The organism is Brevundimonas vesicularis (assembly GCF_027886425.1).
In the GTDB taxonomy this organism is placed as follows: Bacteria; Pseudomonadota; Alphaproteobacteria; order Caulobacterales; family Caulobacteraceae; genus Brevundimonas; species Brevundimonas vesicularis_C.
Genome location: NZ_CP115671.1, coordinates 1,005,098 through 1,017,132, shown reverse-complemented (window position 1 = coordinate 1,017,132; position 12,035 = coordinate 1,005,098). Strand labels below are relative to the sequence as shown.

The 12,035-nt window shown below is 66.4% G+C and carries 8 protein-coding genes; 4 read left to right on the top strand and 4 right to left on the bottom strand.

Annotated elements, in window-relative coordinates; genetic code table 11:
• The first annotated feature begins 27 nt into the window (after window positions 1–27).
• The gene (locus PFY01_RS05055; protein ID WP_271042656.1) at window positions 28–357 is read left to right on the top strand and encodes a DUF1491 family protein; all 330 of its coding nucleotides are present in this window, start codon (window positions 28–30) and stop codon (window positions 355–357) included.
• A 26-nt stretch (window positions 358–383) separates the two neighbouring features.
• Here the strand turns inward: PFY01_RS05055 and PFY01_RS05050 are convergent, their stop codons facing one another.
• Complete coding sequence (locus tag PFY01_RS05050) at window positions 384–788, bottom strand: winged helix-turn-helix transcriptional regulator (protein ID WP_271042655.1); 405 nt, start codon at window positions 786–788, stop codon at window positions 384–386.
• A gap of 109 nt (window positions 789–897) precedes the next feature.
• Here PFY01_RS05050 and PFY01_RS05045 point away from each other — a divergent pair, with 109 nt between their 5' ends.
• Window positions 898–1,650 (top strand): SDR family oxidoreductase, encoded by a 753-nt coding sequence (locus tag PFY01_RS05045; RefSeq protein ID WP_271042654.1) that lies wholly within the window; start codon window positions 898–900, stop codon window positions 1,648–1,650.
• Window positions 1,651–1,708: 58 nt separating this feature from the next.
• Here PFY01_RS05045 and lepA read toward each other — a convergent pair whose 3' ends face one another.
• Entirely contained in the window at window positions 1,709–3,517 is a 1,809-nt protein-coding gene (gene lepA / locus PFY01_RS05040; protein ID WP_271042653.1) for a translation elongation factor 4, read from the bottom strand.
• Between the two features lie 192 nt (window positions 3,518–3,709).
• On the opposite strand from lepA, the gene PFY01_RS05035 reads away from it, so the two are divergent.
• Both PFY01_RS05035 and PFY01_RS05030 read left to right on the top strand, forming a co-directional pair.
• Entirely contained in the window at window positions 3,710–4,843 is a 1,134-nt protein-coding gene (locus PFY01_RS05035) for an efflux RND transporter periplasmic adaptor subunit (RefSeq protein WP_271042652.1), read from the top strand.
• 11 nt (window positions 4,844–4,854) lie between these two features.
• A complete protein-coding gene (locus tag PFY01_RS05030) occupies window positions 4,855–7,947 on the top strand; it encodes an efflux RND transporter permease subunit (RefSeq protein ID WP_271042651.1) in 3,093 nt (1,030 codons plus the stop codon).
• Between the two features lie 234 nt (window positions 7,948–8,181).
• On the opposite strand, the gene PFY01_RS05025 is transcribed toward PFY01_RS05030, so the two are convergent.
• Window positions 8,182–9,165: a sensor histidine kinase gene (locus PFY01_RS05025; protein ID WP_271042650.1), complete on the bottom strand. Its 984-nt coding sequence runs from the start codon at window positions 9,163–9,165 to the stop codon at window positions 8,182–8,184.
• Window positions 9,166–9,391: 226 nt separating this feature from the next.
• Window positions 9,392–12,031 (bottom strand): TonB-dependent receptor, encoded by a 2,640-nt coding sequence (locus PFY01_RS05020; protein WP_271042649.1) that lies wholly within the window; start codon window positions 12,029–12,031, stop codon window positions 9,392–9,394.
• Between the last annotated feature and the right edge of the window lie 4 nt (window positions 12,032–12,035).

Sequence of the window (12,035 nt, the reverse complement as noted above, 5' to 3'; positions counted from 1 at the left end):
GTTCCGTGTTCGAGCAGGGTTAGCGAATTGCTTCTTTCCAGCGAGCTGTGGGTCAGCGCCCTGATCCGCCGCGCCCAGATCGAGGGCGCCTATGCGACCGTGGTCAAGAAAGGCGACGCCCGCGCCGGCTCGGTCATCGTCAAGGCCTACGACACCTCCACCCGCACCGCCCGCCTGTTCAGCGAAGCCTTCGGAACCGACGGCGACCGCCTGTGGATCCAGCCCGTCACATCCGACAGCGAAAGCGAACTGGACGCCTATATCGCCCGCCAGCGCGGGTATGACCCGGACCTGTGGGTGGTCGAGATCGAGGACAAGCAGGGGCGGCACTTCATCACGGAGACGGTGCAGGCTTGATTCCCGGCGCTCTGATTTGAGCGGGATTATTTATCTCGCCCATCAAACGCCGCGCGCGCCTCCTCGATGCGGTCGATGTTTTTTTCGGCCCACATCCAGACGCCGCAAAAGGCTTCGGCCAGTGTGAAGCCCAGGTCGGTCAGGCGGTATTCGACCTTGGGCGGGATGATGGGGTGGACGGTGCGGATCACCAAGCCGTCGCGCTCCATCTGGCGCAGGGTCTGGGTCAGCATCTTCTGGCTGATGCCCCCGACCAGTTCGCCGACGCGGGTGAAACGTGTCTCGCCGTGCTCGGCCAGAACCTCCAGGATCAGCATGGTCCATTTGTCGGCGACGCGGCCGATCACGTCGTTGACCAAGGCCTCCACGCGCGGATCGGCGACCTCGCCGGTCTCGGGATGACCAATTCTTGCAGGCGGAAGCGCCGTCATAGCCATTTCTTTCCGGACAGTAAGTAGGGCGGTTTTAAGTGCCTACTTTCGGTTGGAGAGTGAACGTCATACCTCGCTTTCATCGCTGACGCATCCCGAGGAGACGATCATGAACATCACCGGCAACACCATACTGATCACCGGCGGCGGGACGGGCATCGGCCGCGCCCTCGCCGAGGCGCTGCACGCGCGCGGCAATCAGATCATCATCACCGGCCGCCGCGAAAGCGTGCTGAAAGAGACGGCGGCCGCCAATCCCGGCATGGCCTGGGCGACGCTGGACATGGAGGACGCTGCGGCCGTCGCCGCCTTCGGCGCCCAAGTCGTCAAGGACCACCCCGCCCTGAACGTCGTCATTCTGAACGCCGGCATCATGAAGGCAGAGGACTTGAAGGCCCAGCCGTTCGACCTGGCCGTCTTGGAGACGATCATCGCCACCAATCTGTTGGGGCCGATCCGCCTGACAGCCGCTCTGCTGCCGCATCTGACGGCCCAGCCGAAGGCGACGGTGATGACGGTGACCTCGGGCCTAGCCTTCGTCCCGCTGACGGCGACGCCGACCTACAATGCGACCAAGGCGGCGTTGCATTCGTGGAGCCAATCCCTGCGGCATCAACTGGCGGACACCGCGGTCGAGGTGCTGGAGTTGGCCCCGCCCGGCGTCGCCACCGACATAATGCCAGGCCATGCGGAAAACCCCGCCTCCATGCCGCTGGCCGACTATACGGACGAAGTGATCGGCCTGATCGAACGCGGCGAGACCCCGCGCGGCGAAATCCTGGTCGAACGGGTCAAGCCGCTGCGGTTCGCGGAAGCGAATGGCTACGACGCGGTGTTCGAGCAGTTGAACGGCGCGCACTGAGGCCGCGCACCAAGACCTCTCCCTTCCCCCGGCGGGGACGGAGAGGTCCAGCGCGGGATCAATCCTCGTCCATCTTGAGCGCCGCGATGAAGGCTTCCTGCGGGATTTCGACCTTGCCGAACTGGCGCATGCGCTTCTTGCCGGCCTTCTGCTTTTCCAGGAGCTTCTTCTTGCGGGTGGCGTCGCCGCCGTAGCATTTCGAGGTCACGTCCTTGCGAAGGGCGCGGACGGTCTCGCGGGCGATGATCTTGCCGCCGATGGCCGCCTGGATCGGGATCTGGAACAGGTGAGGCGGAATCAGTTCCTTCATCTTCTCGACCATGCCCCGGCCGCGCGTCTCGGCGCGGGCGCGGTGGACCAGCATGGACAGGGCGTCGACCGGCTCGGCGTTGACCAGGATGGACATCTTCACCAGGTCGCCGACCTTGTATTCGGTGATCTCGTAGTCGAACGAGGCATAGCCCTTCGAGATCGACTTCAGCCGGTCGTAGAAGTCGAACACCACCTCGTTCAGCGGCAACTCATAGACCACCATGGCGCGGTTGCCGACGTAGGACAGTTCGATCTGCTGGCCGCGACGGTCCTGGCACAGCTTGATGACGCCGCCGAGGTATTCGTCGGGGGTCAGGATGGTGGCCTTGATCCAGGGCTCGGCGATCGTCTCGATCTGCATCACGTCGGGCAGGTCGGCCGGGTTGTGCAGGTCCATTTCGGAGCCGTCGCGCAGGCCGATCTTGTAGACGACGGACGGCGCCGTGGCGATCAGGTCGAGGTTGAACTCGCGGCTCAGGCGCTCCTGGATGATTTCAAGGTGCAGCAAACCCAGGAAGCCGCAGCGGAAGCCAAAGCCCAGCGCCGCCGAGCTTTCCATCTCATAGGTGAAGGAGGCGTCGTTCAGACGCAGTTTGCCGATCGCGGCGCGCAGGTCCTCGAAGTCGGCGGCGTCCACCGGGAACAGGCCGCAGAAGACGACCGACTGGACTTCCTTGAACCCCTTCAGCGGCTCGGCGGTCGGCTTCTTCTCATCGGTGATGGTGTCGCCGACGGCGGCGTGGGCCACTTCCTTGATCTGGGCGGTGATGAAGCCGACCTCGCCGGGGCCGAGCTGATCCACGGGCGTGTTCTTGGGCAGGAAGACGCCGACCCGGTCGATCAGGTGGGTCGAGCCGTTGCGCATCATCTTGACCCGCATGCCGGTCTTCAGCACGCCGTCGAAGACCCGCACCAGCACGACGACGCCGAGGTATGGGTCGTACCAGGCGTCGACCAGCATGGCCTTCAGCGGCGCATTCACGTCGCCCTTGGGCGCCGGCAGCTTGGTGACGATGGCCTCAAGCACCTCCTCGATGCCGATGCCGGACTTGGCGCTGGCCAGGACCGCTTCGGAGGCGTCGATGCCGATCACGTCCTCGATCTGGGCGCGCACGCGGTCCGGCTCGGCGGCCGGCAGATCGACCTTGTTCAGGACCGGCACGATCTCGTGGTTGTTGTCGATGGCCTGATAGACATTGGCCAGGGTCTGGGCCTCGACCCCTTGCGAGGCGTCCACGACCAGCAGCGAGCCTTCGCAGGCGGCCAGGGAGCGGCTGACCTCATAGGCGAAGTCCACATGGCCCGGCGTGTCCATCAGGTTCAGGATATAGTCCTGCTCGTCCTTGGCCCGATAGGTCAGGCGCACGGTCTGGGCCTTGATGGTGATGCCCCGTTCCTTCTCGATCTCCATATTGTCGAGCACCTGCTCGGACATCTCGCGCGCGGTCAGGCCGCCGGTGTGCTGGATCAGGCGGTCGGACAGGGTCGACTTGCCATGGTCGATGTGCGCGACCACGCTGAAGTTGCGAATGTTCGAGATCGGGGGAGTCGTCATCCGCGCGCCCCTATCACGCGTAAGGGTTCGGGACCAGACGCACGGCCGAACTGGTCCCGAACTGCGTCACATTAAGCCTTGGCAATAAAGCCTTTCGCCGTTTGAGAAGGCTTGGCGGACGCGGTATGGAACAAACCTCCCGATAACCGGCGCGAGCCGGCGACCCGCTTCGCCTGCAACCGAGGAAATCCCGTGTCCAAGACGACCCGAACCGTTTTCAACTTCGGCGCCGTCGCCCTGTCGGCCTTGCTGCTGGCCAGCTGCGGCGGACATGGCGAGGAAAAGAAGGACGAAAAGGCCGCAGGCGGCTCGCGCCAGACCGTCAGCGCCGCGACCGTGACCCAGACCAGCCTGGACCGCACCGTCACCGCCTCGGGCACCGTCTCCGCCTGGGAAGAGGTGCCGGTGGCGGCCGAGACCGGCGGCCTGACCGCCGTCGCCGTCTATGTGGACGAAGGCTCCTACGTCCGTCAGGGCCAGCCGCTGGTGCAGATGAACGACGTCCTGCTGCGCGCCCAGTTGCGCCAGCAGCAGGCCCAGGTGCAGCTGGCCGAGGCCAATGTGGCGCGCGACAACGCCGCGCTTGATCGCGCGCAGCAGCTGAAGGAGCGCGGCTTCCTCAGCCAGGCGTCGCTGGATACGGCCCTGGCGAACCAGCGCAGCTCGAACGCCAATCTGGCCGCCGCCCGCGCGGCCCTCAGCCAGACCCAGACCCAGTTGTCGCAGGCGACCATCCGCGCGCCCGTCGGCGGGATGATCATCAGCCGCAGCGTCACCAAGGGCCAGATCATCGCCGCCGGGACCGAGCTGTTCCGCATGGTTCGCGACGGCCGGCTGGAACTGGACGCCCAGGTGCCGGAAACCGAACTGTCCCTGGTCCGTGCCGGACAGTCCGCGATCGTGACCTCCAGCGAGGCCGGCCAGACCACCGGCTCGGTCCGCATCGTCACGCCCGAGGTCAACGCCACCACCCGCCTCGGCCTGGCCCGCATTTCCCTGGCGCCCGGCGCCCAGCTGCGGCCCGGCATGTTCGCCCGCGCCGACATCGCCGTCGGCGATCAGCCGGCGACGACCGTGCCGACCGGCGCGGTCCTGTATCGCGACAACAAGCCCGGCGTCTTCGTGGTCCGCGGCGACAGCACCGTCCACTTCCAGCCCGTGACCGTCCTGTCGCGCACCGAGGCCCAGACGGCGGTCAGCGGCGTCGATGTCGGCGCCCGCGTCGCGGTGGACGGCGCCGGCTTCCTGAACGAAGGCGACCGCGTCAACGTGGCCCAGGCGGTCGGCAATGCGCCCGCCCCGGCCGCTCAGCCTGCGACCAAGTAGGACCGACGACCATGAACCAGATGTCGTCCTGGGCGATCAAGAACCCGATCCCGATCATCCTGCTGTTCCTGCTGCTGACGCTAGGCGGCGTGGTCGGCTTCATGGGCATGCGGATCAATCAGAACCCCGACATCGACTTTCCACTGGTCGCCGTCACGGCCGCCCGCCCCGGCTCGGCCCCGGCGGAGATGGAGGTCCAAGTCACACGCCTGATCGAGGATTCGCTGGCCGGCCTGTCGGGCGTGCGCCACATCACGTCCAACATCACCGACGGCGTCTCGACCACGACGATCGAGTTCGAGCTGGGCACCGACACCGACCGCGCCACCAACGACGTGCGCAACGCCATGACCGGCCTGCGCGCGTCCCTGCCCCAGGACATGCAGGAGCCGGCGGTCCAGCGAATCGACATCACCGGCGACGCCCTGATCACCTATGTGGTCCGCTCGCCCACCATGACGCCGGAAGAGATCAGCTGGTTCATCGACAACGAGGTCAGCCGCAGCTTGCTGGCTCTGGGCGGCGTGGGAGAAGTCAACCGCTCGGGCGGGGTGGACCGCGAGATCCGCGTCGAGCTGGATCCGCAACGCCTGGCCGCATACGGCGTCACCGCCGCCGAGGTCAGCCAGGCGCTGAACAACGTCAACAACAATCTGCCGGGCGGCCGGGTCACCATCGCAGGCTCCGAGAGGGCCGTGCGCACCCTCGGAGCCGCGACCTCGGTGGCGCAGCTTCGCGACACCCTGGTCCCCCTGGGCGACGGCAAGACCATCCGCCTCGATAACCTGGGCACGGTCGAGGACAAGTGGAGCGAGCCGCGCCGCCTGGCCCGCTACAACGGCCAGGAGGCTGTGACCTTCAACTTCCTGCGGTCGCGCACCGCGTCCGAGGTCAAGGTCGCCGAAAAGGTCCGCGAGGAGGTCAAGAAGCTTGACGACGCCCACCCCGAACTGACGATCCAGCAGGTCACCGCCAGCGTCGAACAGATCGAGGAATCCTATCTGGCCTCGCTGGAGGCCCTGCTGCTGGGCGCCGTGCTGGCGGTCATCATCGTCTTCATCTTCCTGCGCGACTGGCGGGCGACCTTCATCGCGGCCATTGCCATGCCGATGTCGCTGATCCCGACCTTCGCCATCCTGGGCCCGCTGGACCAGTCGCTGAACGTGGTGACCCTTCTGGCCCTGTCGCTGACGATCGGCATCCTGGTCGACGATGCGATCGTGGAGATCGAGAATATCGTGCGCCACATGCGCGACGGAAAACCGCCCTACAGCGCCTCGCTGGAGGCGGCCGACGAGATCGGTCTGGCGGTCGTGGCCACCACCGCCACCATCATCGCCGTCTTCGCGCCCGTCGGCTTCATGCCCGGCATCATCGGGCAGTTCTTCAAGGCCTTCGCGCTGGCCGCCTGCGTCTCCGTCGCCTTCTCGCTGCTGGTGGCGCGCACCCTGACGCCGCTGATGGCGGCCTACATCCTCAAGCACGCCAACCATGAGGATCGCGATCCGTTCTGGATGGGCGGTTATCTGAAGGCGCTACGCTGGTCGCTGGGCAACCGGTGGAAAGTCTTGATCCTCGGCGTGCTGTTTCTGTTTGGCTCCATCGCCACGGCCGTCATCGCCAAGATGTCGTTCGAATTCATGTCGCCCGGCGATACCGCCCGCGCCGCCTTCCAGGTCGAACTGCCGCCTGGCGCGACGCTGGCCCAGACCGACGCCGTGGTTCGGCAGGTCACAAAGCGGCTGGAGGCCCGCCCCGAGGTGATCTCGGTCTATGCCGCCATCGGCGGTCAGGACGTGACCCAGGCCAATGTCTATGCCGACATGGTCCCCAAGGGCGACCGCGAACTGAGCCAGCAGGCCTTCGCCCGCGCCATGGTGGACGAGCTGAAACAGATCCCCGGCGCCCGCATCCGTGCGGGCATCGCCCAGCAGGGCGGCGGTCCCGGCGATGGCACCAGCTACACCTTCTCGATCCTCAGCGATAATCCCGACGCCCTGAACGCAGCGGCTAGAAAGGTCGAGGAAGAGATGCGCGGCGTCCCCGGCCTGGCCAACGTCGTCAACTCGGCCGCCATCGCCCGACCCGAAATTCTGGTCACGCCACGTCCCGACGAGGCGGCCCTGGTCGGCGTTTCGGCGGGCGCCATCTCTCAAGCCGTGCGGGTCGCCACCATCGGCGACGTGGATCAGAACCTGCCCAAGTACAATCTCGGCGACCGCCAGATCCCGATCCGCCTGCAACTGACCGCAGATGCGCGCGAGGATCTGACCGTGCTGGAGAACCTGCGCGTGCCGGCGACGGGCGGAACCTCTGTCCCACTCAGCGCCGTCGCCGATATCCAGTTCGGCGCCGGTCCCGCCACCGTCACCCGCCAGGATCGGTCGCGTATCGCCTCGATCAGCGCCGAGTTGGACGGCATCACCACCGGTGCGGCGGGCGCGGCGGTCAACCGCCTGCCCTCGGTCAAGAACCTGCCCGCCGGCGTGCGCCAGGTGCCGGCGGGCGACGCCGAGTTCATTCAGGAGATGCTGACCGGCTTCGCCATCGCCTTCGCCTCTGGCATTCTGCTGATGTATGCGGTTCTGACGCTGCTGTTCAAAAGCTTCGCCTATCCGATCACCATCATGGCGGCCCTGCCTCTGGCCATCGGCGGCGCCTTCATCGCCCTGGCTATCGGCGGCGCCAACTTCTCCATGTCGGCCCTGATCGGGGTGCTGATGCTGATGGGGATCGCGGCCAAGAATTCCATCCTGCTGGTGGATTATGTCATCATGGCCGAGCGAGAGGGCATGCCGCGCCACGAGGCCATCATGGACGCGGCGCACAAGCGCGCCCGGCCGATCCTGATGACCACCTTCGCCATGGGCGCCGGCATGGTGCCCATCGCCCTTGGGGTCGGCGCCGACGTCCAGTTCCGCTCGCCCATGGCCATCGCCGTGCTGGGTGGACTGATCTCGTCGACCTTCCTGTCCCTGCTCTACATCCCCGCCATCTTCACCATCGTCGACGACATCGCCGGCTGGGGCCGCCGCATCCTGAGCCGAAAGACGGCCGGGCAGCGGGAGCTGGCGAAACCGAGACAGGGGCCGTTGGTGGAGTAAGCGCGCGGCGCTGTTCACACCGCAACCTTCGTCACCGTCTCCGTCACCCTCGGTAAAGCGCCCGAGGGTGACGGTTCTGAAAGAGCCAGAATTCCCGCGTCGATCCGGACCGGAACAGACTAAGCGCAACGCGCAGCCGATCTGCCAATTCCTGAAAAATGATGGCGCGGAGCGCCTATGCCTTCGCGGAGCCTTCTCGACCGCGACCTTTTTCGCGGGGCGGTATCTGCCGCTCTAGTGCGCGACGGGCGCGCTGGGCCAGGACAGCCGAGCCATTGCGCCGGGCGAGGACGGTCGCAGCGACCAGTCTCCGCCAAGCTGGCGGGCCAGCGCCGTAATGATTCGCAGTCCAAGGCTGGTCGGTTCGGCGCCCGGTTCCTCGGCGACGCCCACGCCGTCGTCGGCGATGGTCAGGGTGCGCACCGCGCCGTCGTCGCACAGGTCGATCGTGATCCGGCCGGGCCGATCGGGGAAGCCGTGCTCCAACGCGTTGTTGACGCATTCCAGCATGATCAGCACCACGGGCGTGGCCTCTTCGGCCGACAGCATCACATCGCCGCCGGAGATGGAGACGACCACGTCGTCTCGCGCGGCCGCCGTCAGCGCATCGTCGACGATCGATCGCGCCACATCGTGGAAGGCCGTCTTCTTCTGATCGGCGTCGGCCAGACTGCGCTGGATGCGGGCAACCAGACCGGTTCGGGCCGAGGCGTCGGTCAGGGCCTTTTTCGCGCCCGGATCGACGGTGGTGCGCGCCTCCAGCTTCAGCAGGGCGCTGACCATCTGGATGTTGTTCGACACCCGGTGCTGCACTTCCCGGAGCAGGATGTCGCGGCTTTCCGCCAGGGCGGCGTTGCGCTCGACCTCGCGCGCCAACCTGGCCGAAGCCTTGTCCATTCCAACGATGAAGAAGATATCGACAGCGACGACGAAGGCGTAGAATCCGATGGCGACGAGGGTGGCGACGCCCAGGTCGAAGCCCGGCGGGCCGATCCAGAACCACCACGCCGACAGGCCCGACAGGGTCGCCGTCAGAACGGCCGGACGCAGGCCCGCATAGTAGGCGACCAACACCACGGCTGGAAAAAAGGTCAGATAGGGAAAGCCCGGCGGAAACCAGTGGGCCAGGCCATAACGCAGCCCGAAGGCGATCAGCCAGGCGACGACGGCCAAGGCATAGCCACGCCAGGCCGGATGACGAAACTTCTGGTGACGCATTCGCTTCCTCAGTGGACGCAGGGCGTCGATAGAATCGTGTATCGGGCAGTCTAACGTCCGCGTCTAGAACAGTTCGGCGCCCGAAACCCGTTGATCGACCAAAACTCTGGCCGGCTCCCCGTCTCGACAGCGCCGGGTCGCGCCCGCTGTCAGGCCTGATTGCAAAGAAAAAGGGCCGGCCGGTCGCCCGGTCGGCCCTTCTTCGGTCAGCCTTGAGGCTAAGCGATCAGTATTTGACCTTCAGCGTCACGCCGTAGGTGCGCGGGGCGCCGAGGTAGGCGTTGTAGGTCGCCGTGTCGGTCGCCTGATTATAATAGGTGCCGTTGGCTTGCGGCGTCGTGGTGTTGGTGAAGGCCGTACCCTGCAGCGGCGCGGCGAAGCCGACCTGGGTGTATTCTTCTTCCAGCAGGTTCTGGCCCCAGACCTCCAGCGTCCAGCGCTCATCCGCCGAACCGATCGAGACCCGGCCGTTGACGACGGTGAAGGCGTCCTGGTTCTTGTACGGCAGCAGGTCCGAGCCGGTGTTGTATTCGGTCGAATACTTGGCCGACAGGTTGAAGCCGCCGCGCAGGCCGCCGCCCAGTTCGCGATCGAACGCCAAGGCGCCGGTCAGCGACCATTCCGGAGCGAAGGAGGCACGCGCGCCCGGCAGCAGCGACAGCTGCGGGAAGCGGCCCGGGCTGGACAGGTCGCCGGCGCCGAACTGGCCGTATTTGGCGTCGGTGTAGGTGACGCCGCCCTGGAAGCTCAGGCCCTCGACCGGGGTGAACCAGACCATGTCGGCGTCGACGCCGCGCGAGGTCAGTTCCGGGATCGATTCCACCACGAAGGCGGTGCCCAGGAAGGTGTTCAGCTGGAAGTTCTCGAACTTCTGGTCGAAGTAGGTGACGTTCAGCAGCATGGTGCGGTCGAACAGGGTCGTCTTGACGCCCGCTTCATAGCTGTCGACCGTCTCGGCCTTGAAGAACAGCGAGGCGTCAGGCGTCACGCCCGTCTGCACCCGGTCCATATTGTAGCCCGCGCCCTTGTAGCCTCGCGCATACGATCCATAGACCATGATGGACGGGTTAAAGCGGTAGGACGCCTTGATCGTGCCCGACAGGTCGGTGTCGCTGAACTTCTCCTGGATCCGGCGACCGTCATACAGCGGGTTGGACCAGGGCAGGCACAGCAGGCCAAGCGCGGCGGCCGGCGTCGCTATGTTGGCGGTGCCGGGGATCGGCGAGACGGTGCGGTTGGCCGGGTTCTGGTTGGCCAAGGCGCCGCCGCAGGCCGCGCCGTTGGTGCCCAGATTGTCCTGGATCCCGAACAGACGCTTGCTGTCGTAGGTGTAGCGCAGACCCAGGTTGATATCGAAGGCCTCGGTCACCCGGTAGGTGTTGTTGGTGAAGACGGCGACCGATTCCGACTTCTGGGAATAGTGGTCTTCGTAGGCCTTGCCGACGCCGAAGGTCGGGGCGGCGGCGCTAGGCGGCACGGCGCCGATGACGCACAGCGGCTGACCCGCAGCGGCGCCGGCGGTGCCGACCAGGAAGCCGTTCGGATTGGTGAAGCAGCCCAGGCGCGACGGGCTGGGGCCGCCCACGGCCGCCGGCAGCGAGGCCGTCAGCAGCAGGGAGGCGAAGGCGTTGTAGTCCGAGCCATAGACATAGCTGTCGTCGCGATAGACGCCTTCCTTGGTGGCGAACAGACCGACCAGCCAGTCCAGCTTGTCCGAGGTGCCGGCCAGGCGGAACTCTTGCGTCAGATTGTCGACGCCGTAGCCGTTGGACCCGTCGTTGGCGCGGTACAGGATGTCGGCGCCGGTGTAGTCCAGGTCCATCCCCTGCTGGAACGACCAGTCGCGCCACGAGGTCTGGGACGTCAGGGTGGCGTTGATGCTGGGGAAGTCGATGGTCGCTTCCGCCGACAGGCCCATGTCCTCGATCTCTTGCGGCGTCTCGCGGTTGGAATAGGCCAGACGCGAGAAGGGCACCGTGCCGAAGCCGGCGACCGGCGGACGCTGGCCAGGGCCGTTCGGCGCCGTCAGGGCGGCGATGAAGGCCTGGGTCGGGCCGACGCGCGTCTGCACGGCGACGCAGCAGTATTCCTCGCGCTTGGTGTAGTCGGCGATCAGGCGCACCGAGACGTCGTCGCTGGGCAGGATCAGCAGCTGGCCGCGCGTGGTCCAGTAGTCCTGGTTCTGGTCGTCCTTGCGGGTGTTGGGGCCATCGCCGTTGTTGACGTCGTAGAAGCCGTCACGCTCGCGGTGAGCGACGAACAGGCGACCGGCGACCTGGTCGGTCAGGCCGCCCGTGACGGAAACCGAACCGCCGATAGCGCCGAAGTTGCCACCGGTCAGTTCGCCCGAGATCGACGGGTCGAACGAAGGGCGTTCGGTGATGATGTTGATGACGCCGGCCGAGGTGTTCTTGCCGAACAGGGTGCCTTGGGGGCCCTTCAGCACCTCGATGCGGCTCAGTTCGCCCAGGTCGCCGAAGCCGACCGAGTTGCGCGAGCGATAGACGCCGTCAATCACCACGCCGACCGAGCTTTCCAGGCCGGGGTTGTCGCCGACGGTGCCGGCGCCGCGGATGCGCACGGTGGTCGAGGCTTCCGACTGGGTCGAGGTGACGGTCATGCCCGGCGTCAGGATCTGCAGATCCTTGATGTCCTGCACGCCCGCGCCGTCCAGCAGTTCCTGCGACAGGGTCGTGACCACGATCGGCACATCCTGCAGGCTCTGCTCACGCTTCTGGGCGGTGACGATGATGTCGTCGACGGTCGCCGGGGCTTCCTGCGCGGCGGCGACGCCGGCGAATCCCATGACAGCGGCGCCCATGACGGCGGCGGACACAGTGGTCCTGAGTTGAAGATTGCGGCGCATAGGC